General features: G+C 75.3%; 23 protein-coding genes and 1 riboswitch. Of the genes, 5 read left to right on the forward strand and 18 right to left on the reverse strand.

Going from position 1 to position 25320, the window contains the following annotated elements:
• Positions 1-112: 112 nt before the first annotated feature.
• Positions 113-799 carry a DUF4190 domain-containing protein gene (locus GD880_RS02120; RefSeq protein WP_152229957.1) on the forward strand — a complete coding sequence of 229 codons (687 nt, stop codon included), beginning with the start codon at positions 113-115 and terminating at the stop codon, positions 797-799.
• A gap of 79 nt (positions 800-878) precedes the next feature.
• Here GD880_RS02120 and GD880_RS02125 read toward each other — a convergent pair whose 3' ends face one another.
• The 4 genes from GD880_RS02125 to GD880_RS02140 all read right to left on the reverse strand — a co-directional run bounded on the left by GD880_RS02125 (position 879) and on the right by GD880_RS02140 (position 4921).
• Complete coding sequence (locus GD880_RS02125; protein ID WP_152229958.1) at positions 879-1862, reverse strand: malate dehydrogenase; 984 nt, start codon at positions 1860-1862, stop codon at positions 879-881.
• A gap of 26 nt (positions 1863-1888) precedes the next feature.
• Positions 1889-3106, reverse strand: coding sequence for an NADP-dependent isocitrate dehydrogenase (locus tag GD880_RS02130; protein ID WP_152229959.1), 1218 nt, complete (start codon positions 3104-3106; stop codon positions 1889-1891).
• Positions 3107-3280: 174 nt separating this feature from the next.
• The gene (locus GD880_RS02135) at positions 3281-4564 is read right to left on the reverse strand and encodes a hemolysin family protein (RefSeq protein WP_152229960.1); all 1284 of its coding nucleotides are present in this window, start codon (positions 4562-4564) and stop codon (positions 3281-3283) included.
• Positions 4565-4642: 78 nt separating this feature from the next.
• Positions 4643-4921: a hypothetical protein gene (locus GD880_RS02140; RefSeq protein WP_152229961.1), complete on the reverse strand. Its 279-nt coding sequence runs from the start codon at positions 4919-4921 to the stop codon at positions 4643-4645.
• A gap of 25 nt (positions 4922-4946) precedes the next feature.
• On the opposite strand from GD880_RS02140, the gene GD880_RS02145 reads away from it, so the two are divergent.
• Both GD880_RS02145 and GD880_RS02150 read left to right on the forward strand, forming a co-directional pair.
• On the forward strand, positions 4947-6266 hold the full coding sequence (locus GD880_RS02145; RefSeq protein WP_226909308.1) for an NAD(P)/FAD-dependent oxidoreductase: 1320 nt from the start codon (positions 4947-4949) through the stop codon (positions 6264-6266).
• A 50-nt stretch (positions 6267-6316) separates the two neighbouring features.
• On the forward strand, positions 6317-6886 hold the full coding sequence (locus GD880_RS02150) for a dienelactone hydrolase family protein (RefSeq protein ID WP_152229962.1): 570 nt from the start codon (positions 6317-6319) through the stop codon (positions 6884-6886).
• 87 nt (positions 6887-6973) lie between these two features.
• Here GD880_RS02150 and purH read toward each other — a convergent pair whose 3' ends face one another.
• Entirely contained in the window at positions 6974-8650 is a 1677-nt protein-coding gene (gene purH, locus GD880_RS02155; protein ID WP_152229963.1) for a bifunctional phosphoribosylaminoimidazolecarboxamide formyltransferase/IMP cyclohydrolase, read from the reverse strand.
• Between the two features lie 52 nt (positions 8651-8702).
• A riboswitch (ZMP/ZTP riboswitch) is annotated at positions 8703-8795 on the reverse strand.
• A gap of 4 nt (positions 8796-8799) precedes the next feature.
• Positions 8800-9432: a phosphoribosylglycinamide formyltransferase gene (purN, locus tag GD880_RS02160; protein WP_152229964.1), complete on the reverse strand. Its 633-nt coding sequence runs from the start codon at positions 9430-9432 to the stop codon at positions 8800-8802.
• A gap of 39 nt (positions 9433-9471) precedes the next feature.
• Here purN and GD880_RS02165 point away from each other — a divergent pair, with 39 nt between their 5' ends.
• Positions 9472-9939 carry a hypothetical protein gene (locus GD880_RS02165; protein WP_152229965.1) on the forward strand — a complete coding sequence of 156 codons (468 nt, stop codon included), beginning with the start codon at positions 9472-9474 and terminating at the stop codon, positions 9937-9939.
• Here the strand turns inward: GD880_RS02165 and GD880_RS02170 are convergent.
• The 7 genes from GD880_RS02170 to GD880_RS02200 form a co-directional block, all read right to left on the reverse strand.
• The gene (locus GD880_RS02170; RefSeq protein ID WP_152229966.1) at positions 9927-11435 is read right to left on the reverse strand and encodes a cell division protein PerM; all 1509 of its coding nucleotides are present in this window, start codon (positions 11433-11435) and stop codon (positions 9927-9929) included. The genes GD880_RS02165 and GD880_RS02170 overlap by 13 nt on opposite strands.
• Before the next feature lie 96 nt (positions 11436-11531).
• Positions 11532-11939 (reverse strand): DUF1801 domain-containing protein, encoded by a 408-nt coding sequence (locus GD880_RS02175; RefSeq protein ID WP_152229967.1) that lies wholly within the window; start codon positions 11937-11939, stop codon positions 11532-11534.
• Between the two features lie 145 nt (positions 11940-12084).
• A complete protein-coding gene (sucD, locus tag GD880_RS02180) occupies positions 12085-13017 on the reverse strand; it encodes a succinate--CoA ligase subunit alpha (RefSeq protein WP_152229968.1) in 933 nt (310 codons plus the stop codon).
• A gap of 11 nt (positions 13018-13028) precedes the next feature.
• A complete protein-coding gene (gene sucC / locus GD880_RS02185) occupies positions 13029-14195 on the reverse strand; it encodes an ADP-forming succinate--CoA ligase subunit beta (RefSeq protein WP_152229969.1) in 1167 nt (388 codons plus the stop codon).
• A gap of 191 nt (positions 14196-14386) precedes the next feature.
• Positions 14387-16402, reverse strand: coding sequence for an acyltransferase family protein (locus GD880_RS02190; RefSeq protein ID WP_152229970.1), 2016 nt, complete (start codon positions 16400-16402; stop codon positions 14387-14389).
• Positions 16403-16439: 37 nt separating this feature from the next.
• Positions 16440-17141 carry a response regulator gene (locus tag GD880_RS02195; protein ID WP_152229971.1) on the reverse strand — a complete coding sequence of 234 codons (702 nt, stop codon included), beginning with the start codon at positions 17139-17141 and terminating at the stop codon, positions 16440-16442.
• Positions 17138-18814, reverse strand: coding sequence for a sensor histidine kinase (locus tag GD880_RS02200; RefSeq protein WP_152229972.1), 1677 nt, complete (start codon positions 18812-18814; stop codon positions 17138-17140). The genes GD880_RS02195 and GD880_RS02200 overlap by 4 nt, the downstream gene beginning before the upstream one ends.
• Positions 18815-19019: 205 nt before the next feature.
• On the opposite strand from GD880_RS02200, the gene GD880_RS02205 reads away from it, so the two are divergent.
• Positions 19020-19634, forward strand: a complete 615-nt coding sequence (locus tag GD880_RS02205; RefSeq protein WP_152229973.1) for a hypothetical protein — start codon at positions 19020-19022, stop codon at positions 19632-19634.
• Here GD880_RS02205 and pcrA read toward each other — a convergent pair.
• The 5 genes from pcrA to GD880_RS02230 all read right to left on the reverse strand — a co-directional run bounded on the left by pcrA (position 19610) and on the right by GD880_RS02230 (position 25224).
• Positions 19610-22246 (reverse strand): DNA helicase PcrA, encoded by a 2637-nt coding sequence (gene pcrA / locus GD880_RS02210; protein WP_152229974.1) that lies wholly within the window; start codon positions 22244-22246, stop codon positions 19610-19612. The genes GD880_RS02205 and pcrA overlap by 25 nt on opposite strands.
• Before the next feature lie 94 nt (positions 22247-22340).
• Complete coding sequence (locus tag GD880_RS02215; RefSeq protein ID WP_152229975.1) at positions 22341-22826, reverse strand: DUF456 domain-containing protein; 486 nt, start codon at positions 22824-22826, stop codon at positions 22341-22343.
• 48 nt (positions 22827-22874) lie between these two features.
• The gene (locus GD880_RS02220) at positions 22875-23216 is read right to left on the reverse strand and encodes a hypothetical protein (RefSeq protein ID WP_152229976.1); all 342 of its coding nucleotides are present in this window, start codon (positions 23214-23216) and stop codon (positions 22875-22877) included.
• Positions 23217-23323: 107 nt separating this feature from the next.
• The gene (locus GD880_RS02225; RefSeq protein WP_152229977.1) at positions 23324-24007 is read right to left on the reverse strand and encodes a LuxR C-terminal-related transcriptional regulator; all 684 of its coding nucleotides are present in this window, start codon (positions 24005-24007) and stop codon (positions 23324-23326) included.
• Positions 24004-25224: an ATP-binding protein gene (locus tag GD880_RS02230; protein WP_152229978.1), complete on the reverse strand. Its 1221-nt coding sequence runs from the start codon at positions 25222-25224 to the stop codon at positions 24004-24006. The genes GD880_RS02225 and GD880_RS02230 overlap by 4 nt, the downstream gene beginning before the upstream one ends.
• Positions 25225-25320 lie beyond the last annotated feature (96 nt).

Genomic DNA, 25320 nt, shown 5'->3' on the forward strand with positions numbered 1-25320 from the left:
CACACCCTCTGTGCGACGCCCCGCCGCCCCGCACGCAGGGGACACCCCGCCCCACCACGGCACCGTCGGTGCCACGATGAGACCACGCGTCCTACGACGAGAGTGGGTCATCATGAGCGCATCACCGCCCCCGGACCGCCCGGACGATCGCCCCGCCGACGGCGGGCCCCGCGACGACACCCCTCCGGCCGGTGCGCCTGGCCCCTACGCCCAGCCCACCGGCCCCGCCGGCCAGCCCGGACAGCAAGGGCCCGGCGCCCCGCCCGCCTACGGCCCGCCGGGCGAGCACGGCCAGCCCGGCTACGGCCAGCCCGGCTACGGCCAGCCCCAGTACGGCGCACCCCAGTACGGCCAACCGGGCCCCTACGGCCAGTCCCAGTACGGCGCTCCGCAGTACGGCCAGCCCGGCGAGCCGTACGCCGGCACCCCGTACGGCGCCACCGCGCACGGCGGGCCGCGCAACGGGCTGGGCGTCGCCGCGCTGGTCATCGGCATCATCGCCGTGCTCCTCGCCTGGGTGCCGTTCGTCGGGCTGCTGGGCCTGGTCGGTGGCGTCGTCGCGATCATCCTCGGCGCCGTGGCGCTGAGCCGGGTGGGCCGTGGCGAGGCGACCAACCGTTCGCAGTCCATCGCGGGCATCGTGCTCGGGGCCCTCGCCGTGCTGCTCGGCATCGGCTCGGCGATCTTCGGGTCGTTCCTCGTCTCGCAGGTGGTCGGCCCGGACTTCCAGCACTGCGTCGAGACGTACGGCAACAATCCCCAGGCGTTCCAGGACTGCATGCAACGATCAGGCTACTGAGCCCGACGACGACGGCGCCCCGGTCCCCACGAGCGGGGACCGGGGCGCCCTCGGGCGACAGCCGGCGGGCTGCCGGGCGTCAGATCAGGCCGAGGCCCTTCACGGCGTCGCGCTCCTCGACGAGCTCGGCGACCGAGGCGTCGATCTTGGCGCGGGAGAAGTCGTTGACCTCCAGGCCCTGGACGATCTCCCACCTCCCGCCCTTCGCCCGCACGGGGAAGGAGGAGATGAGGCCCTCGGGCACGCCGTAGGAGCCGTCGGAGACGATCGCCGCCGAGGTCCACGAGCCGTCGGCGGTGCCGTTGACCCAGTCGTGCACGTGGTCGATCGCGGCGTTGGCGGCCGAGGCGGCCGACGACGCCCCGCGCGCCTCGATGATCGCCGCGCCGCGCTTGGCGACGGTGGGGATGAAGTCGCTCTCCAGCCAGGACCGGTCCACCAGCTCGCTGGCGGGCTTGCCGGCGACCGTGGCGTGGAAGACGTCGGGGTACTGGGTGGCGGAGTGGTTGCCCCAGATGGTGAGGTCCGCGATGTCGGCGACGGCCGCACCGGTCTTGGCCGCGAGCTGGCTCAGCGCGCGGTTGTGGTCGAGGCGGGTCATCGCGGTGAAGCGCTCGGCCGGCACGTCCGGGGCGTGCTGCTGGGCGATGAGGGCGTTGGTGTTGGCCGGGTTGCCGACGACGAGCACGCGGATGTCGTCCGCGGCGCCGGCGTTGATGGCCTCGCCCTGGGGTCCGAAGATCCCGCCGTTGGCCTCGAGCAGGTCGCCCCGCTCCATGCCCTTGGTGCGCGGGCGGGCGCCGACGAGCAGCGCGACGTTGGCACCCTCGAAACCGGTCTTGGGGTCGTCGAAGATGTCGATGCCGGCGAGCAGCGGGAAGGCGCAGTCCTCGAGCTCCATCGCGGTGCCCTCGGCGGCCTTGACGCCCTGCGGGATCTCCAGCAGGCGCAGCTTGACCGGGGTGTCGGCCCCGAGCAGCTGGCCCGAGGCGATGCGGAACAGCAGGGCGTAGCCGATCTGGCCGGCGGCGCCGGTGACGGTCACGTTCACGGGCGTGGTCATATGCACAACTCCTTCGTCGTCGGTTCTCAGGCCAGGCGGGCCGAGAGGTTCTCGTCGAGGGTCGCGAGGAACTCCTCGGTGGTCTGCCACCCCTGGTCCGGACCGACCAGCAGGGCGAGGTCCTTGGTCATCTTCCCGGACTCGACGGACTTGACGACCACGTCCTCGAGGGTCTCGGCGAAGCCGATGACCTCGGGGGTGCCGTCGAGCTTGCCGCGATGCTTGAGGCCGCCGGTCCAGGCGAAGATCGAGGCGATGGGGTTCGTCGAGGTGGGCTTGCCCTGCTGGTGCATGCGGTAGTGGCGGGTCACGGTGCCGTGCGCCGCCTCCGCCTCGACGGTCTGGCCGTCGGGGGTCATGAGCACCGAGGTCATCAGGCCGAGGGAGCCGAAGCCCTGCGCGACCGTGTCGGACTGGACGTCGCCGTCGTAGTTCTTGCAGGCCCAGACGTAGCCGCCCTCCCACTTCATGGCGGAGGCGACCATGTCGTCGATGAGGCGGTGCTCGTAGGTGAGGCCGGCCGCGGCGAACTGGTCCTTGTACTCGGTGTCGAAGATCTCCTGGAAGATGTCCTTGAAGGCGCCGTCGTAGGCCTTGAGGATCGTGTTCTTCGTGGACAGGTAGACCGGGTAGTTGCGCTGCAGGCCGTAGTTGAACGAGGCGCGCGCGAAGTCGGCGATGGACTTGTTGAAGTTGTACATGCCCATCGCCACGCCGCCGTCCTCGCCGTAGTTGGCGACGACGTGCTGGACCGGCTCCGAGCCGTCCTCGGGGGTGAAGGTGATGGTCAGCTGGCCGGCGCCGGGCACCTTGAAGTTGGTGGCCTTGTACTGGTCGCCGTGGGCGTGACGGCCGATGACGATCGGCTTGGTCCAGCCGGGCACGAGGCGGGGGACGTTGGAGATGATGATCGGCTCGCGGAAGACGACGCCGCCGAGGATGTTGCGGATCGTGCCGTTGGGCGAGACCCACATCTTCTTGAGGCCGAACTCCTCCACCCGCGCCTCGTCGGGCGTGATGGTGGCGCACTTGACGCCGACGTGGTGCTCCTTGATCGCGTGCGCGGCGTCGATGGTGACCTGGTCGTCCGTCGCATCGCGGTTCTGGATCGACAGATCGTAGTACCGCAGGTCGACGTCGAGGTACGGATGAACCAGGCGGTCCTTGATGAACTGCCAGATGATCCGGGTCATCTCGTCGCCGTCGATCTCGACGACCGGGCCCGCCACCTTGATCTTCGCCATGTCCTGCCACACTCCTGACCACCCCCGTGGAGGGGGCGCCTCGACTTCGCGGGGCGCCGGGGCACCGACGCCGCCGACCAGATTACTCGACATCGAGATATTTCGGTGACCGGGCTCACCGCCCGGCCCCGGTGCCGGCGCCCGCGCCGGGGTCAGGCCACGACGGCGCCGAAGTCAGGCCACCACGGCGTCGGCCGCCTTGCGGATCTCCACCCGGTCCACCCGGCGCCCGTCCAGCGCCGTGACGGTAAGGACGAGGTCATCCCAGGTGACCGCGTCCCCCACGCGGGGCAGCCGGCCCAGGCGGGCCATGATGAAGCCACCGAGGGTGTCGAAGGGGCCCACGGGCAGCTCGCGGTCGAGCATCTTGGCCACCTCCGCTCGGCCGAGCAGACCGGCGACGTCCTCGGTGACGCCGTTGGCCACGAACTCCGGCGGCTCGCGGTCGTACTCGTCCTGGATCTGCCCGACGAACTCCTCCACGCAGTCCTCCAGCGTGATGATCCCGTCGGTGCCGCCGTACTCGTCGACCACGACGGCGAGGTGGGCGTGGTTCTGCCGCATGACCGTCAGGGCGCTGAGCACGCGGGTGCCCGTGGGGAAGAAGGTGATGTCGCGGACCAGGTCACCGACCGTGCGCACTGCGGGGTCGGGGTGGATGAGGTCGCGGATGTGGATGAAACCGACGACGTCGTCGTCGTTCTCCCCGCGCACCGGGTAGCGGGAGTGCTCGAGGTCGCGCACGAGCGGCTGGGCCTCGGCGATCGGCATCCCGGCGTCGAGGAACTCCACCTCGGTGCGCGGGGTCATGATCTCCTGGACGGTGCGCTCGCCCACCGCGAGGAGGTCGACGACCATGTCGCGCTCCTGGACGCCGAGGGACTCGTGCTGGGCCACGAGCGAGCGCAGCTCCTCGGTGCCCATCGCCTCCTTCTGGGCGTTGGGGTCGCGTCCCAGCAGCCGCATGACCACGTTGACCGACGCGCCGAGCAGCCAGATGACCGGCCGCAGCACGGTGGCGATCCAGTCCAGGGGGGTGGCGACGGCGAGGGAGAACTTCTCGGCGCTCTGCATCGCCAGGCGCTTGGGCACCAGCTCACCGAAGACCAGCGAGAGGTAGGAGATCACCACCGTGGTGCCGACGAACGCGACGCCGTACGCCAGTCCGGACGGCACGCCCAGGCTCTGCAGGGGCGGGGCGACCGCCGGCGCGATCTGCGCGGCGCCGAAGGACGCGGAGAAGAACCCGGCGAGGGTCACACCCACCTGGACGGCGGAGAGGAACCGGTTGGAGTCGGCCGTGAGCTTGGCGACCCGCGCCCCGGCGCCGCCGCGGCCGGCGAGCGTGCGCACCTGGCTCTCGCGGAGGGACACCAGCGCCATCTCCGAGGCCGAGAAGACCCCGCCCAGCAGCACGAAGAAGAGGACCAGGACGATGTTGAGGGCGAGCTCGCTCACGCCGTCATCATCACACGCGGGGTCGCCCCGCCCCCGGTGAGGTGACCGCCCGGTCAGGGCGCCGGGGCCTCGCCTGCGCTAGCGGGTTGCGGTCGGCAGCGCGTCGCCCCACGGCGCCAGGTAGAGCAGGGCGAGCGCGGCGAGCGCGAGCAGGACGACGTCGAACCGGCGCGAGCGGGCGGCCGGCACCGCGGTGACCGGGCCGAGCGCGCGCAGCACCGCGCAGGCGCCGAGGACCACCGCCAGCCCGGTCGCCGCCGCCCGGGCGCTGACCGCGACGGCGAGGCCGCACACCGCGGCGACGGCCAGCAGCAGGACCACCATGACGGTGACGCGGACGGCTCTCGTGCTCGACATGATGGGGCGAGACTACCGTGGCAGCGTGCCCGCCTCCGCCGCCCCCTCCCCCGCCCCCCGCTCCGTCGTCGTCGTCGGGGCCGGCCTGGCGGGCCTGCGCAGCGTCGCCGAGCTGCGTGCGCAGGGCTTCGACGGCGAGGTGACTGTGGTGGGCGCCGAGCCGGTCCCGCCCTACGACCGTCCGCCGCTGTCGAAGGAGCTGTTCAGCCGGGTCGAGCCGGTCTGGCTGTCGGGCGAGGGCTACGGCGACCTGGCCGACCTCGCCGACCGCGTGCTGCGGGGCCGCCGCGCCACCGCCGTGCGGGCCGGCGACGACGGCGTCGTCCTCACCGTCGCGCCCGTCGACGCCGCGGACGCCGGGGCGCTCACGCTGCGCGCCGACGTCGCCGTCCTCGCCACCGGGGCCCAGCCGGTGCGCCCGGCCGGGTGGGCCGGGGCGGCGGAGCTGCACACCGTTGCGGACGCGGCCGCCCTGCGCGGGCGGCTGACTCCCGGCACCCGGCTGGTCGTGGTGGGGGCCGGCTGGATCGGCGCCGAGCTCGCCGGTCAGGCCGCGGCGCGGGGCTGCGCCGTCACCGTCGTCGAGGCGGCCTCCACGCCGCTGTACCGCCAGCTGGGGGCCGACCTGGGCGCGCGCACCGCCCCCTGGTACGCCGCCGCGGGCGTCGAGCTGCGCTGCGGCGCCCCGGTGACCGCGGTCGAGCCGGGCGCCGTCACGCTGGCCGGTCCCGACGGCGCGCCGGGCGAGCGGCTCGCCGCCGACGTCGTCGTCACCGCGGTCGGGGTGCGCCCGGCGACCGGGTGGCTGGCCGGGGCCCTGCCGCTGACCGGTCGCGGCGCGCTGCGCGTCGACCCCGCCGGGCGCGTCGCCGGCGCCCCGGCGTCGCTGCGGGCCGTGGGCGACTGCGCGGACATGGAGGTCCCCGGGCTCGGGCTGGTCCCGGGCGGGCACTGGGACGCGGCGCTGACCCACCCCGCCGGGGTGGTCGCGGGCCTGCTCGGCCACGACGTGCCCGCGCCCGGCGCGCCCTACGTCTTCTCCACCCAGCTCGGCCACGACCTCGCGTTCGTCGGGGCGCCCACCGAGGCCGCGACGGTCCTGCTGCGCGGCGACCCGGACGGGGCGTGGTCGGCGCTGCTCGTCGAGCAGGGCCCGGCCGGCACCGGCCGGCTGACCGCCGGGTTCACCGTGGACCGGCCCCGCGACGTCGTCCCGCTGCGCAAGCTGCTCGCCGCCGGCGCGCGGCCGCTGCTCGACCTCGCCCGGGCCGCCGACGCCGCCGTCCCGCTGCGCAAGGCGGTCCTGGCCGCGGACCTGGCGGGCCCGGCGTCGGCGCCGGCCTAGCCGCCCTGAAGCGTCGCCCTGTGTCGGTGCTTCCCCCTAGGCTCGCCGGCATGGCCACCGTCGTGCTCTTCCACTCCGCCCTGGGCCTGCGGCCCGCCGTCCACGACTTCGCCGACGCGTTGCGCGCGGCCGGGCACGAGGTCCACACCCCCGACTACTACGACGGGGAGACCTTCGAGACCGTCGAGGAGGGCGTGGTCAAGCGCGACGCGCTCGGCGTCGAGGAGATGACCCGCCGCGCCGGCGCGGCCGTCGAGGGCCTGCCCGCGGACCTGGTCTACGCCGGCTTCTCCCTCGGGGCGGCGTGCGCTCAGGTGCTGGCCCAGACCCGGCCCGGCGCACGCGGGGTGGTGCTCATGCACGGCTGCCTGCCCCCGGCGGCGGTCGGGGCGCCGTGGCCCGCCGGCCTGCCGGTGGAGATCCACACGCACGAGGCCGACCCGTGGTGCGACGCGGCGGAGGCGCGCGAGGTGGCGGCCGAGACCGGCGGCGCCGCTCACCTCTACCCCGGCGAGACCCACCTGTTCGCCGACGCCGACCTGCCCGACCACGACCCGGAGGCGGCGGCGCTCATGCTCGCCCGGGTCACCGCGTTACTCGACCGCGTCGGGCGGGCCTGACCGCCAGGCCACGACGCCGGCGGCCTGTCCGGAGCCGGGCACGTCGCGGCCCCGGCAGGCCCAACCGGCCGGGGCCGCGGCGACGGCTCAGTGCGCGAAGTGGCGCACGCCGGTGTGGTACATGGTGATCCCGGCCGCCTCGGCGGCCGCGATGACCTCCGCGTCGCGGATCGACCCGCCGGGGTGCACGACGGCGCGCACGCCGGCGTCGATCAGCACCTGCAGGCCGTCGGCGAAGGGGAAGAAGGCGTCCGAGGCGGCGACGGCGCCGCGGGCCCGCTCGGGGGCCGCGGCCCGCGCGGCGGCGTCGGCGTTCTCCGCCCCGCCGGCCGCGTCGACGGCGGACTCCACCGGCGCGCCCAGCGTGTTGGCGCGCTCGACCGCCAGGCGGCAGGAGTCCACCCGGTTGACCTGGCCCATGCCCACGCCCACGCTGGCGCCGTCGGCGGCGAGCAGGATGGCGTTGGAGCGCACCGCCCGCACCGCCCGCCAGGCGAAGGCGAGGTCGGCGAGGGTCGCCTCGTCCGCCGCGGGCCCGGCCACCAGCGTCCACCCGTCGGGGGTGTCGCCCGCCGCGTCGACGGCGTCGCGGTCCTGGGCGAGCACGCCGCCGCTGATCGGGCGCAGGTCCGTGCCCGCGCGCTCCCCGGGGTCGACGACGAGCAGGCGCACGTTCTTCTTGCGCTCGAGGATCTCGCGCGCCGCGGGCTCGAACGCCGGCGCCGCGACGACCTCGGTGAACACCGGGGCGAGCTGTTCGGCCATGGCGGCGGTGACCGGCCGGTTGGCGGCGACCACGCCGCCGTAGGCGGAGACCGGGTCGCAGGCGTGCGCCTTGCGGTGCGCCTCGGCCACGTCCGCGCCGGTGGCGATCCCGCACGGGTTGGCGTGCTTGATGATGGCGACGGCGGGGCCGGCGTGGTCGTAGGCGGCGCGCACGGCGGCGTCGGCGTCGACGTAGTTGTTGTAGCTCATCGCCTTGCCGTGCAGCTGCTCGGCGTTGGCGATGCCGGTGCTCGCCCCCTCGGCCGTGTACAGCGCGGCGCGCTGGTGCGGGTTCTCCCCGTAGCGCAGGGTGGCGCGGCGCTGCCAGGCCCCGCCGGTGAAGGCCGGGAGCGCGTCCGCGCCGGCGTCGGCGTCGAAGACCCCACTCATCCAGGACGCGACGGCGACGTCGTAGGCCGCGGTGTGCTCGAAGGCGGCCACGGCCAGCTCGCGGCGCTGGGCGAGGGTGAACCCGCCGCCGGCCGCGGCGGCCGCGACGTCGTCGTAGCGGGCGGGGTCGACGACCACGGCGACCGACGGGTGGTTCTTCGCCGCCGCCCGGACCATGCTCGGCCCGCCGATGTCGATCTGCTCGACGCACTCGTCGACGCCGGCCCCGGAGGCCACCGTCTGCGTGAAGGGGTAGAGGTTGACGACGACGAGGTCGAACGGGGCGACGCCGAGCTCGACGAGCTCGCTGCGGTGGGTCTCCTTGCGGCGGTCGGCCAGGATGCCGGCGTGCACGCGCGGGTGGAGGGTCTTCACGCGCCCGTCGAGGCACTCGGGAAAGCCCGTGATCTCCTCGACCGGGGTCACCGGCACGCCGGCGGCGGCGATCCGGGCGGCGGTGGAGCCGGTGGAGACGAGCTGCACGCCGGCCGCGTGCAGGGCCTGGGCCAGCGGCTCCAGCCCGGTCTTGTCGTAGACGGAGAGCAGGGCCCGGCGCAGGGGGACGCGGTCCCCGACGGGCTCGACGGCGGGCTGGGACGTCTGGCTCATGAAGCACTCCTGGTTCGATGCGGTCGTGGCGGCGGTGCCCGCGGGCACCCGACCCAGGCACCCAGGCGTGCGGTGCTCTCTCAGGGGACTTCCGGCCGCTCCCCGGTGGTGGACGCCACCTTCCTCGCCAGTTACGGCCGGGACCGATCTTACCGCGCGGGCCCGACCATGACCCGGCGGCCCTCGATGCGCCAGCCCTCCCGGGCGAGGCGGCCGACCTGCTCGACGAGCTGGGCGCGCTCGGCGACCTTGATCCGCTCGGTGAGCGTCGCGACGTCGTCGTCGTCGAGGACGGGCACCGCGACCTGGGCGACGATCGCGCCGGTGTCCACGCCGGCGTCGACGAAGAAGAGGGTGGCGCCGGCGAGCCTGACGCCGTACGCCAGGGCGTCGCGTGGGCCGTGGATGCCGGGGAAGGCGGGCAGCAGCGCGTTGTGGGTGTTGATGTAGCGCCCGCCGAACCGCTCGAGGAACCGCGGCCCGCAGAGCTTGAGGAAGCCGGCGGAGACGACGAGGTCGGGCTCGTGCGCGGCGACCTGGGCGGTCAGCGCGGCGTCCCACTCCTCGCGGCTGGCGTGGTCGCCGAGCCGTTCGACGAAGGTCGCCAGCCCCGCCGCCTTGGCGAGGTCCACCCCGCCGGTGCCCTCCCGGTCGGCGCCGACGGCGATCACCTGGGCGCCGTACCCCGGGTCCCGCGTCGCCTCGAGCAGCGCCGCGAGGTTCGACCCGCCCCCGGAGACGAGGACGACGAGCCGGGCCGGGCGGGGGGTGGGGACGCTCACGTGCGCGAGCGTAGCCGCGCGGTGCGCGATGATGCTCCCATGCCCACGCCTCAGCCCCGGCCCGATCGCGCCCGGCCACCCGGAGCGCCGCCCGAGACCGCCGGGGAGAGCCGCACGGTCGCCCTGAGGTGGGTCCGGCGTTTCGGTCTGCTCCTGCTCGCCGGGCTGGCCGTCGGGGCGTTCACGCTGCCGTGGCCGTGGCCGCTGCTCTCCGGGGTGCTGTGCGTGACCGCGCTCGCCGTGGGCGTCGTCGCCCTCGTCAAGGTCCGCGGCGCGCGGATCCGCGGGGCGCTGACCGGGGTCGTGGCGCTGGGGCTGGTGGTCGCGGGGATGCTGGGCTTCGCCTCGCTGGGGCAGGCGCTGCTCTGGCGCGACTACGACGCGTACTCCTCCTGCCAGCGCTCGGCGCTGACCGGGCAGGCCCGTGACGCGTGCGGCGCCCAGCTCCAGCACTCCCTCAACGAACGGGTGCGGCAGATGGAGCAGCTGATGCGTCAGGCGTCCTGAGAGGGCGGCCACTCCGACAGCCGGGGACCGCCCCACCCGCCCGGCGCCGGGCGGGTGGGGGACGCGTCCGCGTCGTGCTCGCCCAGCCGCGGGAACCGAGGGGCTTGCGTCCGCGGCTCGGCGGACCGTCCACCCGCATCGGTCGGTGCGTGCGCCGCCGCCGGGCTCGCTGCCGGCTCGCGCTCCGCCGTGGCCGGGGCGGCGGCCGACCCGCGCGCCGTCGCCGGGGTCGCGGCCGATGTCGTGCCCGGTGTCGCTGCCGGACCGCCGGTCGCCGTCCGCTGCCGGCCGGCACGCCCCCGCGCGACCGCGGCCCGCAGCCCCGCGCGCGTGCGCGGGTGCGGCAGGAGCACGCCGACCAGCGCGCCGGCCCCCACCTCGACGAGGAGCAGGCCGGCCACCGCCGCGGGCGCCGGGCCGACCTCCGCCATCCGGCCGGGCCCGATGCCGCCGGACGCGGCGGCGCCGAGCACGAGCGCCCCGAGCGCGACGGCGCCGGCCACGGTGAGCGCGGCGCCGGCGGCACCCGCGAGGGACTCCTGGGGCCGGCGTCGGTGCAGCCAGATCCCCACGGCCAGGCCGACGAGGCCGGGCAGCAGCACCACCCAGGGCAGCGCCGGGGTGCCCGGGGAGGGCAGCGCGCCCAGCAGCGGCACCGCCGGCAGCGGCGCGGCGGTGACGTCGGTGGCGCTGAAGACGGTGCCCTGCCCGACGGCGAAGCCGGGCCCCGCCAGCCACGCGAGCGCCCACACCACCGCGGTGGGCACGTAGATCAGCTGGGCCAGGGTCATGACGACGGCGCTGACGACGTCGGGGGCGAAGGAGTGCTGGACGAGCAGCACGCGGTCCCAGCCGACGACGGCGGCGGCGACGGCGCCCGCCGTCGCGAGCGCGAGAAGCCCGCCGAGCGCCCAGCCGCCACCGGCCAGACCGGCGGTGACCGCTGCCGGCACCCGCCACCGGGTCAGGGCCGCGGGCGCGGGCGCGCCGGCGCGCCACAACGCGAGCGCCGTGCCCGCGGCGGCGACGAGGACCGCCCCGCCCAGGGCGGCCAGCCGGGAGCCGGGGAGGGCCGCGAACGCGCCGAGGACGAGCGTGGCGAGGGCGAAGCCGGCCGGGACGAAGCCGCCCGCCCCCACCGTGGCCAGCCGCATGCGGCGCGTGGCGCCGTAGACGAGGGCCAGGCTGAGCAGGGTGACGCCGAGCGGGACGAGGGAGACCGCCGCCCCCGCCGCGTGCATGGATCCGCCGTGGCCGAGCAGCCACACCGAGGTGCCCAACCCCGCCGCGGCCTGCCAGGACGCCTCGCCCAGCGCCGGCGCCGCCGCGGTGGCGACGTACGTGGCGACGGCGGGCACCACCACGGTGAGCCAGCTGAGCATGGCCGCCTCGACCCCGGCGACGAGGCCGCGGAGCCAGCCCGCGGGCATGCTGACGCGCGCACGCGTCGCGGAGGCGTCGATGACGTGCGGGGCGGTGGGGCCGGTGGTGGGCATCGTCCCCATCGTCCGGCCTGTGCGGGCCGTGGCCCGGCTGGTGCGACGGCGTGTCGCCGGCCGTGGCCCGGCTGGTGCGACGGCGTGTCGCCGCGGCTAGGCCTGGCCGCCGCGCGCCCAGGCCTGGGCGACCAGCCGCTCGAGCACGGCCAGGTCGACGCCCCGCAACCGGCCCAGGTAGAGGCAGCCCACGCCGCGCCGGTGCGGGCCGAGCGCGGCAAGGAGGTCCTCGGCCTCCGGGTGCAGGAGCCCGTAGACCGACATCGACGTCTTGCGCGGCGAGAAGCCGACGACGAAGGTGTCGCCCTCGTGGCCGCTGGCGTAGCGGTAGTGGTACTCGCCGAACCCGATCATGCTCGTGCCCCACACGACCGGGTCCGTGCCGGTCACCCGGGTCATGAGGTCGAGCAGCACGCGGGCGTCCTCGCGCCGTCCGGCGGGCTCGGCGCGCTCGACGAGATCGGTGACCGAGGCGTCCGTCGGCCGGGTGAGGTTCTCTGCCATGGCGTCGATCCTGCCGTGCCCGGGCGCGGGGCGGGCGCGCCTCGCCGGGTCGCTCCGGCCGGTGTCGTCCGCAGAGACGCGACAGGCCCTGGCGGGCAGGGACGTCCTGCCCGCCAGGGCCTGCCTGGCGCTCGGGTGCGGCGGCTCAGCGCGCGACGGCGGCGCCGAGGATCTCGCGGGCCAGCCGGGCGGTCTCGGAGGGGGTCTTGCCCACCTTGACGCCGGCGGCCTCGAGGGCGACCTTCTTCGCCTCCGCGGTGCCCGAGGAGCCGGACACGATGGCGCCGGCGTGGCCCATGGTCTTGCCCTCGGGGGCGGTGAAGCCGGCGACGTAGCCCACGACCGGCTTGGTGACGTTCGCCTTGATGAACTCCGCGGCGCGCTCCTCGGCGTCGCCGCCGATCTCGCCGATCATGACGATGAGGTCCGTCTCGGGGTCGTCCTGGAAGGCCTGCAGGGCGTCGATGTGCGTGGTGCCGATGATCGGGTCGCCGCCGATGCCGATGCAGGTGGAGAAGCCGATGTCGGACAGCTCGTACATCATCTGGTAGGTCAGGGTGCCGGACTTCGACACCAGGCCGATGCGGCCCGGGCCGGTGATGTTCGCCGGGGTGATGCCCACGTTGGACTGGCCGGGGGTGATGACGCCGGGGCAGTTCGGGCCGACCAGGCGCACGCCCTTGGACTGGGCGTAGGTGAAGAACTCGGCGGTGTCGGCCACCGGCACGCCCTCGGTGATGATGACGACGAGCGGGATGCCGGCGTCGACGGCCTCCACGACGGCGGCCTTGGTGCCGGCCGGCGGCACAAAGATGACCGAGACGTTGGCGCCGGTGGCCTCCTTGGCCTCCGCGACGGAGCCGAACACCGGCACCGAGACCTGTCCGGCCTGACGCGACTCGGCGCCGGGGCCCAGCGGCTGGACGTCGAACTCGACGGTGGTGCCAGCCTTCTTGGGGTTGGTGCCGCCGACGATCTGGGTGCCCGCGTTGAGCATGCGGCTGGTGTGGATCTGGCCCATCGCGCCCGTCATGCCCTGGACGATGACGCGGGAGTCGGAGTTGAGGAAGATCGACATTCTTGGGGTCCTTACTTCGCAGCCGCGAGCTCGGCGGCCTTGGCGGCCGCGCCGTCCATCGTGTCGGCCATGGTGACCAGGGGGTGGTTCGCCTCGCGGAGGATCCGGCGGCCCTCCTCGACGTTGTTGCCGTCCAGGCGCACCACGAGCGGCTTGGTGCCCTTGCCGCCGAGGATCTCCAGCGCCTTGACGATGCCGTTGGCGACCTCGTCGCAGGCCGTGATGCCACCGAAGACGTTGACGAACACCGACTTCACCTGCGGGTCGCCGAGGATGACGTCGAGCCCGTTCGCCATGATCTCGGCGTTGGCGCCGCCGCCGATGTCGAGGAAGTTCGCCGGCCGCACGCCGTGCTCCTCGCCGGCGTAGGCGACGACGTCGAGGGTGGACATGACCAGCCCCGCGCCGTTGCCGATGATGCCGACCTCGCCGTCGAGCTTGACGTAGTTGAGGCCCAGGTCCTTGGCCTTGGCCTCGAGCGGGTCGGCGGCCGCCTTGTCCTCGAGCTCGGCGCGCTCGGCGTGGCGGAAGTCCGCGTTGGCGTCGAGGGAGACCTTGGCGTCCAGGGCGACGATGGCCCCGCCCTCGGTGCGCACGAGCGGGTTGACCTCGACGAGCGTCGCGTCCTCGGCGTCGTAGACCGTCCAGAGCTTGGTGATCACCGCGGCGACCTCGTCGGCGACCTCCGGGGCGAAGCCGGCCTGGCCGACGATCTCGGCGGCCTTCGCCTCGTCGATGCCGGTGAGCGGGTCGACGGCCACCCGGGCGAGGGCCTCGGGCCGCTCGACGGCCAGCTGCTCGATCTCCATGCCGCCCTCGACCGACGCCATCGCGAGGTAGCTGCGGTTGGCCCGGTCGAGCAGGACGGAGAAGTAGTACTCCTCGGCGATCTGGGCGCCCTCGGCGATCATCACGCGGTGCACCGTGTGGCCCTTGATGTCCATGCCGAGGATCTCGGCGGCGCGCGCCTCGGTCTCCTCGGGATTGTGGGCGAGCTTGACCCCGCCCGCCTTGCCGCGTCCGCCGGTCTTCACCTGCGCCTTGACGACCACCGTGCCGCCGCCGAGCTGCTCGGCCGCCGCCCTCGCCTCCGCCGGTGTCGTCGCGACGATCCCACGAAGCACGGGCACCCCGTGCTTCTCGAGCATGTCACGAGCCTGGTACTCGAAGAGGTCCACCCCGCTGCGTCCTTCCGTTGACATCACAAGATGCCTCGACATCAAGACATCTCGGGGGAGCCTACCGCGCGGTGGCGTGCGTCTCACACCGGGTCCCGCCGCCGACGGCGGTGCGCACCGGTCCCCGCTGGCCCGTCGCCGGGCTCGCGTGCCGCGCCGGGCGGCCGGTTCCGGGGCGCCGCGGGGGTGGCTCAGACCGCGCGGTCCGGGGACGGCATCGTCGTCGCGGCCGGGGACGGTTCGGCCAGGCCCCGCGTCGGCTTCCGGGAGGGCGAGGCGGCCGGGTCCGCCGCCGGCTCGCCGGGGGCGGGGGCGTCGAGGTCGACCGGCACCCCGGTGAGGTGCTCGGAGAGCTGGGCGAAGGCGCGCGCGACCACATCGGCGTACAGGTGCGCGCCCTGGATGCCCGGGTGGATGCCGTCCGCCTGCAGCAGGCGGGGTTGCTGGGAGATCGCCGCGTGCCAGTCGGCGACGACGGCGTTGGGGTAGCTCGCGACGATCCGCTCCAGCGTGGCGTTGGCCTCCGGGACCCAGTAGCTGCCGCCGTAGAGGTTGACCACCACGATGAGGCGGTCCCCCAGGGAGTCGAGCACGCGGCGTACGAGCGCCTCGTCGCGCACCCCGGCGTTGGTGCCGAAGTCGAGGAAGACCGCCCGGCGCACCGTGCCCTCCGCCAGCCGGGCCTGCACCGCCTGCTCGCCGTCGCGCCACTGCCGGTTCGACCGGGCATCGAGCATGATCCCGGGGAAGCGTGCCTCCAGGCCGTCGACGCTGGTGACCACGATGGAGTCGCCGAAGCCGGTGATCTCCGCCCCCGTGGGCATGGAGCGGTCCGGCGCCTGCGGGCCCGTGGGCGAGGGTTGATCCGGCGTGACCGGCGCGACCACCTCGGCGCGGTCGGCGGAGGCGTCCACGGCGCGCTGCCCGGCGAGGAGCCGGTCGTGCGTGCGCGTGCGCTCCGGGGCGACGGCGATGGCCGCGAGGGAGGCGACGACCGCGAGCGCGCCGGCCCCGGCCACGGCGCGGGCGAGCGCACGGCGGGCCGGCACCCGGCTGACGAGCGAGGCGGCGACCCGGCGGGCGCAGGCGCGGAAGCCGAGCCGGCGCACCGGCTCCTCCACGAGGCGGAACGACAGCGCCGCCGCGGCGAGCGTCACGCCGACCGCCGCGGCCCGCAGTGCCCAGTGCGCGGCGGAGTCGTAGGCCGTGGGCACGAGGGCGTCGGCGAGGATGAGGACGGGCCAGTGCCAGAGGTAGGCGGCGTAGGAGCGCCGACCCAGCCACTCCAGCGGCCGCAGCCGCATGAGCCGCTGGAACCGGCTCGGCGGTCCGAGGAGCGCGGCGACCAGCGCCGCGCTGAGCACCGACCCCAGCAGGATGCCACCGCGGAAGGTCACGGGGCTGGCCTGCCGCAGCGTGAGCATGAGGACCAGCAGGGCGGCGAGCGCGGCCGCGGCCACCGGCCCGCGCCGCCGCTGCCAGCCGGACACCGCCAGCGGACCGCCGCCCGGGGCGGCCCAGGCGAACGCGAGCGCCGCGCCGAGCATGAGGCCGAACAGGTGCGTGTCGGTGCCGTAGTACACCCGCGTGGCGTCCTCGCCGGGTACGTAGAGGACGGCCATGAGCGTGGCCGACACGACGGCGACGGCGAGCGCGGCCAGGACCCGCCGGCTCGCGCTCGTCGTCGCCGCCACCACGGCGACGAGGACCAGCGGCCAGAACAGGTAGAACTGCTCCTCCACCGCCAGGGACCAGAAGTTCACGAACAGCTGCGGCGCCGTCGCCGTGAAGTAGCTGGTGCCGGCGGCCACCTCGAGCCAGTTGGTGGAGAAGGTCAGCGCGCCCAGCGTCTGCCGCCCGAGCCCGACGAGCAGGTCGGTGTCGGTCAGCCAGGCGAACGGGATCGTCACGAGGACGACGGCGGCCAGGGCCGGCACGAGCCGGCGGACGCGCCGCACCCAGAACCGCGGCAGGTCCAGCCGGCCCTTGGCATTCAGCTCACGCAGCAGAAGGGTGGTGATGAGGAACCCGGAGACGACGAAGAAAACGTCCACCCCGAGGAACCCCCCGGGCAGCGAGGCGGGCCGCACGTGGTAGACGAGCACGGCGGTCACCGCCAGGGCCCGCAGGCCGTCGAGGCCCTCGATGCGCCCCGCGCCCGCCGCGGCCCGAAGGTCCGCCTGCCACTCCCGCACCTGGGTGCTCATCGCCTCACCTCCCCGGCCCGACCTCTGCTTGCCGAGGTTAGGGGCGCCCACCCACACCACCGGGCGCGGCGCGCGGAGCGTGAGGAATGTCAGCCCGGCGGCCCAGTCCGCTGCGGTGCGCCACGACGACGGCCTGGACCCGGTCGCGCACGCCGAGCTTCGCCAGCACCCGGGTGACGTGCGTCTTCACCGTGGTCTCCGCCATGTACAGGGCCTGCCCGATCTCGGCGTTGGACAGCCCCTGCGCCATGGCGAGGAGCACCTCCCGCTCCCGGGCGGTCAAGGTGTCCAGGCCAGGGAACGCGGCGGGCTCGGTCTGCTGCACGTAGCTCGCCACGAGCCGGTCCAGCACGGTGGGCCCCAGCATCAGCTCCCCGGCAGCGCACGCCCTGACGGCGGCGACGATCTTCGCCGGCGGCATCGTCTTGACCAGGTACCCGCTGGCGCCGGCGCGCAGCGCGGCGAGGACGTACTCGTCCAAGTCGAAGGTGGTCAGCATCATCACCCGCACCGCCGGCTGAGCGGCAAGGATCTGGGCGGTTGCCGCGAGGCCGTTCCCGCCGGGCATCTCGATGTCCATGAGCACCACGTCCGGCTCGAGCGCCCGGGTGCGGCGCACGGCGCTCGGCCCGTCCGCGCACTCCCCCACCACCTCCAAGTCCGGGTCGGTCCCGAGGATCGCGGCGAGGCCCTGCCGAAGCAGGTCGTGGTCGTCCGCCAGCAGCACACGAACGGTCACGGCGCCCCCGTCCCTGCGGCCGGACGGCCGGCACCGGCCGCGGTGCGGGGGGCCCAGGTTGGTGCCGGCGAGATCGGCAGCCGGGTGTCGGCCGGCAGGGGCAGCGTGGCATCCACTCGGAACCCGGTCCCCTCGGGGCCCGTCCCGGTGCTGAGCGTGCCGCCGTCGGACTGGACCCGCTCGGCGAGGCCGACGAGGCCGAACCCGCGGGAGGCGTCGGCGCCGGGTCCCGGCCCGTCGTCGACGACGACGACCCGTACCCGGCCGCCAGCGGCGGCGACCTCGACGGCGGCCCGCGCGCCCGGCGCGTGCCGCAGAGTGTTGAGCAACGCCTCCTGCACCACCCGGTACACCGTGGGCATCGCGGCGGCGGCGTCGCCGACCATCGTGAGGTCGACGGCGAGCCCGGCCAGCCGCATCCGGTCCACCAGGCCGCGCAGGTCCGCCAGGTCGTGGCCGGCGCTGCCGGGCGCGCCGTCCTTCGCGGCGAGGAACCGGTCCAGTTCCTCCAGGGTGTGGGCGCACGTGGTCAGGACCACGTCGAGTGCCCGGCGCCCACCGGCCCGGTCGGTGGCGAGCAGCACCTCGGCCGCCCCGGCCTGCATGACCACGACACCGACCGCACCGGAGACGAGATCGTGGAGCTCCCGGGCCACCGTCAGCCGCTCGGCCAGCACGGCCGCGGCGGACGCGGCCCCCAGCTCGGCCTCACGCGCGCCGACGGCACGCCGGGCGCGCCTCGCCCGTGACCGCATCACCCGGACCAGGAGCCCGGTGAACAGCCCCACTCCCAGGATGACGAGCGCGATGAAGAGGTTCTCGGGACGGGCCTGGGCGTGCTTGTGGACCAGGGCGAGCGCCAGCATCCCCGGTCCCGCCAGCGCCCAGGTCAGGCGACGCTCCCACGCCCCGCACGCCCACCCGAGCGCACCGACGGTGACGAGCATCCACACCCCTTCGACCACGGAGTGCCCGACCAGGGTCCCGGTGGTGACGAGGGCCGCGAGCAGGAGCGTCGAGGCGCCGGACGCGAGCCTGCGGCCGAGGACGGTGAGGGCGGCGAGGACGGTCAGGCCGACGGCCACGGGCGTCATGTACGCCGCCTCGGGCCAGCCCGTCCGGTGCGCGATCACCGCCTCCACGAGCACGTCGGCCGCCGCGAGGGCCGCCAGCACGACCTCGGCCCGGCGGATGCGCGCACCGTCCGCGTCCGCGGCCGCCGCGGGTGCCGGCTCGACGGGCTCACGCAGGAGCCCGAGCATGCGGCGCAGCTCGCTGGTGGCGGCCGTGCCCGCGCGCTGGATCCCGCGAAGCTCGGCGACCGGCTCCGCGTCCCACGCCCCGGCCGCCCTTCGGGCGCCGTCCTGCATGTCCACCACGGCCGCGCGGACCACGGCCTGGACATCCGCAGTCAGGCGGGCCCGTTCCTCCCGGACGGCGGCGCGGGCGACGGCTCCCGGCCGCAACGCGGCCACCTCAGCGGCTCGGGCGCGGGCCGCCCGCCACCGCAGGGTCGCACCCGCGACATGCCGCAGGGCGAGAAGAAGACCGAGCGCGAGGCAGGAGACGAACAGGGCGTCGGCGACGGTGCCGCCCACGAGGGCGCCCGTGAGGGCACCGAGAAGCAAGGCACCCGCGAGGATGCCGAGGTTCTCCCGCCGCAGCGCCTGCACGGCGCGAGCATAGGGCCAGCCCCGCGGGGCGGACGTCCTCCTCACGGAGGACCCCGGTCCTGCGTGCGGCACCGGGCCCCGCCCGCCGGGGAGGACACCGGCGGCCAGCGCCGTGCGCGCCGCGCAGGACGCCTCCTGCCGGGCCCGGTTCCTACCGTCCAGGGGTCGGCGCACACCGGTGCGCCCCAGACCCGAAGGACCCACCATGACCCGCCTGACCCGGGCCGCCCTCGCGGCGGCCACCGCTGTCGCCCTCATCGCCCTGACCGACGCCGTCACCCACGGCCTGACCGGGGAGTTCTCGGTCTTCGCCGACGGCGGCCCCGCCTGGGCGTACTACGTCTCCACCGTCGCGCACGGGCTGCTCTACGCGCTGCTCACCGCCGTCCTGGTGGTGAACGGGCACCGGATCGACGACGGCCGCGGCGCCGTCCGGTGGGTGCGACGCGTGCTGGTCGCGCTGCTGGTGATGCTGGCCGTCCCGTTCCTGCTCGGCGTGGTGGTCACCACCGAGGACGCACCCGCCTGGCTGCTGGGTCTCACGACCGCCGGGTTCGTGGCCAGCTTCCCGGTCAGCACCGTGCTCGGCATCCTGCTGCTGCGCCGGCCCGGGAGGCGGCTGCCCGCGGTCCTGCTCGCGGCGGTCGGCGGCGGCCTCGTGCTGACCCTCCTGCTCGGCGCGCTGGGCTCGGACTTCGCCCACCCGGCCTACGCCGAGGTGCTGCAGTTCTTCGGCGTGGCCCTGCTGGGGCGCGCCGTCTCCCCGGCGCGAGAGGCTTCGCCGTCGTCGGGGCGCTACAGCTTCGTCACCGGGGAGTAGCGCAGGAGCAGGCGCTTGGTCTGCCCGCCGCCGAAGTCGATCTTCGCGACGGCGGAGGACCCGGCGCCCTCCAGGCCGATCACGGTGCCGACGCCGTAGCTGTCGTGGGTGACCTTGTCGCCCACGTCCAGGCCGGGCACGTCCGCCTCGGGCCGTGGCGTGGCGGAGCCGAACTTCGCGCCGGTCGAGGTCGTCCTCGCGCCGAGCTTGCCGGTGCGCACGGGGCCGCTGCGGGCGCCCGACCCGCCGCCGAAGCCGCCGCGCCCCGGGCTGCCGTTCCAGCCGCCGCCCCGCCCGCCGTACCCGCCGCCGAAGCCGCCGGCGGGCCGTTCGCGCAGGGCCTCCATCGAGGACTCGGCACGACGCCAGTCGACCAGCTCCTCGGGGATGTCCTGGAGGAACCGCGAGGCGGGCAGCTGCTGGGGCATGCCCCAGGCGGTGCGCACCGCGGCGCGGGAGAGGTAGAGCCGCTCACGCGCCCGGGTCAGCGCCACGTACGCCAGGCGCCGCTCCTCGGCGAGCTCGTCCTCCTCGGTGAGCGAGCGCTGGTGCGGGAAGGTGCCGTCCTCCAGGCCGGTGACGAACACGACGGGGAACTCCAGGCCCTTGGCGGTGTGCACCGTCATGAGGGTGACCTGGCCCTGCTCCTGGGCGTGCGCGTCGGGGATCTGGTCGGAGTCCGCGACCAGGGCCACCCGCTCGAGGAAGTCGCCGAGGTCTCCGTCGGGGTCCTGCTCGGAGAACTCCGCCGCCACGGCGTGCAGCTCGGCGAGGTTCTCCACCCGGGTGGCGTCCTGCGGGTCCTCGCTCGCGCGCAGCTCGGCGAGGTAGCCCGAGCGGTCCAGGGCGGCGTCGAGGACCTCGGCGGGGGTGGCCCCGGCGTCGTTCATCTCCCGCAGCCCGCTCATGAGCTCGTGGAAGCCGCGCACCTGGGTGCGGGACCGGGTGGCCAGCCCGATGACCTCGGGCACCGGCGCGCCGTCGCGGGTCTGCCCGGGCTCGGCGGCGGCGTCGGCGATGGCCTGGCCGAAGGAGACCCGCTCGCGCTCGGCGTGGGCGGCCAGCATGGCCTCGGCCTTGTCCCCCAGCCCGCGCTTGGGCACGTTGAGGATGCGGCGCAGGTTGACGGCGTCGTCGGGGTTGGCGACGGCGCGCAGGTACGCGATGGCGTCCTTGATCTCCTTGCGCTCGTAGAAGCGGGTGCCGCCGACCACCTTGTAGGGGATGCCGGTGCGCACCAGCACCTCCTCCAGCGCGCGGGACTGGGCGTTGGTGCGGTAGAAGACCGCCACGTCGCCGGGCCGGGTGCCGTTCTCGTCGCCCAGCCGGTCGATCTCCTCGGCGATGAACCGGGCCTCCTCGTGCTCGGAGTCGGCCACGTAGCCGACGATGAGCGGACCCGCGCCGGAGTCGGTCCACAGGTTCTTCGGCCGCCGCCCGGGGTTGCGGGCGATGACGGCGTTGGCCGCGGTGAGGATGTTCTGCGTGGAGCGGTAGTTCTGCTCGAGCAGGATGGTCCGGGCGTCGGGGTAGTCCTCCTCGAACTCGAGGATGTTGCGGATGGTGGCGCCGCGGAAGGCGTAGATCGACTGGTCGGAGTCACCGACCACGGTGAGCTCGGCCGGCGGCAGCCCGTCGCGCTCGCCCTCGCCGTCGGCGTCCCGGCCCACCCCGGCCAGCTCGCGCACCAGCATGTACTGGGCGTGGTTGGTGTCCTGGTACTCGTCCACCAGGACGTGGCGGAACCGGCGCCGGTAGTGCTCCGCCACCGCCGGGAAGGCCTGCAGCAGGTTGACCGTGGTCATGATGAGGTCGTCGAAGTCGAGGGCGTGCGCCTGCCGCAGCCGCTCGTTGTACTGCGCGTACGCCTGCGCGAGGGCCTTGTCGAAGGCGTTCGACTCCGAGACGCTCCGGGCGTACTCCTCGGGGTCGACGAGCTCGTTCTTGAGGTCGGAGACCTTCCGGGAGAACGTCTTGGGCGGGTACCGCTTGGGGTCGAGGTCCAGCTGGCGGCACACCAGCGTCATGAGCCGCTGGGAGTCCGCGGCGTCGTAGATGGAGAAGCTCGAGCGCAGGCCGAGGGCGGCGTGCTCGCGGCGCAGGATCCGCACGCAGGCCGAGTGGAAGGTCGAGACCCACATCCGGCTCGCGGAGGGGCCCACGAGGCCCTCGACCCGCTCGCGCATCTCGGCGGCGGCCTTGTTGGTGAAGGTGATCGCGAGGATCTCCCCCGGGCGGGCCCGCCCGGTGGCCAACAGGTAGGCGATGCGGTGGGTCAGCACGCGGGTCTTGCCCGAGCCGGCGCCGGCGACGATGAGCAGCGGGGAGCCGGAGTGCACGACGGCCTCGCGCTGCTGGGGGTTGAGGTCGGCCACCAGCTTGGCGGGGTCGAGGCGCGGCCGGCCCGGCGGGGTGGCGCCGTCGAGCCCGGCGCGGCGGCGCGCCCGGGCGACCGGGTCGTCGGCGAGGGCCGCCTCGGGCACGTCCCGCGCCGGCGGCTCCACCGCCCAGCCGGGGGCGGGCTCGTCGCGCGGGGGCACGGCGGCGGGCAGCGGCGGCAGGTCCTGGGCGGAGAGGCCGGCAAGGGGCAGGTTGTCGAACAGTGAGGTCATCGCACGGCAAGCCTATGCGGCCCCACCGACACCCGGCGCCACCGGCGGCGCCATGTGAGCAACAGCCCGCTCGTGGGGTGGAGAACAACCCCGATCACCGGGTGAGGAGCAGCCCGATCCCCCACGCCCCGGTGGCCACCATCGCCCCGGCCAGCTCGATGAGGATGGTCAGCCCGGTGGCCTTCATGGCCACGACCGTGGCCCGCCAGGCGGCGCCCTGCTCGTGGCGGCGGGCCAGCTCGGCGAGGTAGACGCCGAGCACGAAGCCGAGCGCGAGGCCCACCACCGGGACGACGAAGAACCCGACGACGCCGAGCACGCCCCCGGCCAGCAGGGAGCGACCGGGCACGCCGGCGCGGGTGAGGTAGCGCCCGGCCAGCAGGTACTTGGCCACGCCCGCGCCGAGCACCGCCAGCGCGGCGACGGTCAGGACCGTCCAGCCCACCGGCCCGCCGGTGACCACGCCCCACACCGCCACCGCGCCCAGCACGATGAGCCCGCCGGGGTAGACCTGGACGACTGCGCCGACCAGGCCCACGACGATGACGAGCCCGACGACCACCTCAGCGAGCGGGGCCACGATGCCTCCTCAGGTTCGGGACGGCGCCGTGCGGCACCGGCGCGGCGGTCAGCGCCAGAGGACGGCCACCGCGATGTTGAGCATGGTCAGCCCGGCGATGCCGCCGACCAGACCGGTGGTGACCTTCTCCTCGCGGCGGGCGCCGAAGATCGCCAGGGCCGTGACGACCAGCCCCACCACCAGCTTGACCGCGACCCAGGCGTAGTCGAGGTCGCGGCCGCCCATCTCCGCCACGCCGACCATGAGGATGCCCGCCACCAGCGCGGTCAGCGCGCCGTGCGTGACCCCCGTGGCGATGCGCGGCGGGCGCAGGTGGGTCAGCGTGCCGCCGAGCACGATCGCCCAGCCGATCATGTGGATGACGAGGAGGATGCCCAGGAGGATGCTCATACCGGACACCCTAGGGAACACGGGGCGCGGGCCCGGCCCCGGGCCGCGCGGCAGGTCCAGAGACCCTGCTCACAGCCTGGGGGGCGGAGCGGCGTCGGGCCGGTCGGCTAGAGCAGCCGCCGCGCGGCCGCCCACCGGGTGAGCTCGTGGCGCGAGGAGAGCTGGAGCTTGCGCAGCACCGCCGAGACGTGCGTCTCGACGGTCTTGATCGAGATGAACAGCTCGGCGGCCACCTCCTTGTAGGCGTAGCCGCGGGCGATCAGCCGCATCACCTCCTGCTCGCGGGCCGTGAGCCGGTCGAGCTCGTCGTCGCGCACGGCGACGTCCGCGGCGCCGGTCCCGAAGGCGTCGAGGACGAAACCGGCCAGGCGCGGGGAGAAGGCGGCGTCGCCGGCGGCCACGCGGCGGACCGCGGCGGCGAGCTCGTCGGCGCTGATGGCCTTGGTGACGTAGCCGCGGGCGCCGGCCCGGATGACGGCGACGACGTCCTCGCTGGCGTCGGAGACCGACAGGGCCAGGAAGCGGGTCTGGCCCAGCACGTCGGCGCAGCTGGCGACCACCTCGGCGCCCCCGCCGCCGCGGCCGCCGGGGAGGTGGACGTCGAGGAGGACGACGTCGGGCAGGAGGGCGTGCACCGCGGCGACGGCGCCCTCGACGTCGTCGGCCTCGCCCACCACGTCCAGGTCCGGGGCGTGCCCGGCGAGCTCGGCGCGCACCCCGGCGCGCACGAGGGCGTGGTCGTCGACGATGAGCACGCGGATCGGTGCCGCCCCCGCGGTGGTCTCGCTCATGGTTGCCCCTTCCGTGGCATGGTCAGGTGCACCTCGGTGCCGGTGGCCCGGGTGCGGATCTCGGCGTCGCCGCCGTGGCGGCGCATCCGCCCGATGATGGACTCGCGCACGCCGTGCCGGTCGTCCGGCACGGCGGCGAGGTCGAACCCGTCGCCGCGGTCGCGCACGAAGACCTCCACCCGCTCGGGTCCCACCTCCACGTACAGGCTGACCGGCGGGCGGCCGTGCACGACGGCGTTGGCCAGCGCCTCCCGCGTCGCGGCGGTGAGCGCCGGGGTCCCGGCGTCCGGCACCGCGTCGCCGGCCGTGACGACCTCGACGGGGACGCCGTGGCGGTCCTCGACCTCGGCGGCCACCCGGCGCACGTCGTCGGCGGTGGAGGTGCCGGGCGCGGGGCGGTCGGTGTAGAGCCACTCGCGCAGCTCGCGCTCCTGGGCGCGGGCCAGCCGGGCGACGTCCTCGTTGCCGGCCGCCCGGGACCGGATCATCGACAGGGTCTGCAGGACCGAGTCGTGCAGGTGGGCGGCGATGTCGGCGCGCTCGGCCTCCCGCGCCCGGGCCTCGCGCTCGGCGCCGAGCTCGCGCACCAGGCGCAGCAGCAGCGGTGCCAGCACGACGGCGACGCCGGCGACGATCGCCAGCCCGGCCGCGGCGCCGCGCAGCAGGACCACCAGGCTCTCCCCGCGGCCGACGAGCAGCAGCGCCCCGAGCACGGCGAGGCCGACGCCCGCCGCGACCCGCAGGACCACGGCGCCGCGGCGGCGGGCGCTGACGCCGGTGCGGGCCACCTCGGCCAGCTGCCCCCAGGCGAGGGCCGCGCCGGCGGCGACGATGAGGAGCGGGACCAGCCAGGTGGCCGGCTGGGCCCGGTCGGTGCGCCACAGGAGCAGCAGGGCGGCGGTGGCCAGCAGCACGACGGCGACGGTGACGTCCCGGGCCGCGGGCGTGAGCTGCCCGACGCGCAGCCGGGGCGCCAGCCGGGTGCGCCCGACCGGCGCGGCGTCGTGCGGGTCGCCGGCCGGGACGGTGGCCCACAGCCACACGTACATGGCGATGCCGGCGCCCGCCACGAGCGAGGTGAGGGCGAAGGCCCAACGCACCGCGGTGACCGGCCAGCCCAGGTGCGCCGCGACGCCGGCGGCCACGCCGCCGAGCACGCGCCCGGAGGTCGGGCGGCGCAGCGGCAGGCGGGCGCGCGGGGCGGCGGAGGCGGTCACGGCCCCATCGTCACACGTCCCGAGCCCGTCACCCCAGGTCCGGAGCCCTGTTCCGGGGTCGCGCCGGGCGAAGATCAGGGTCGGCCCAGGGGGGTC

The organism is Georgenia ruanii (genome assembly GCF_009193175.1).
Classification (GTDB): domain Bacteria; phylum Actinomycetota; class Actinomycetes; order Actinomycetales; family Actinomycetaceae; genus Georgenia; species Georgenia ruanii.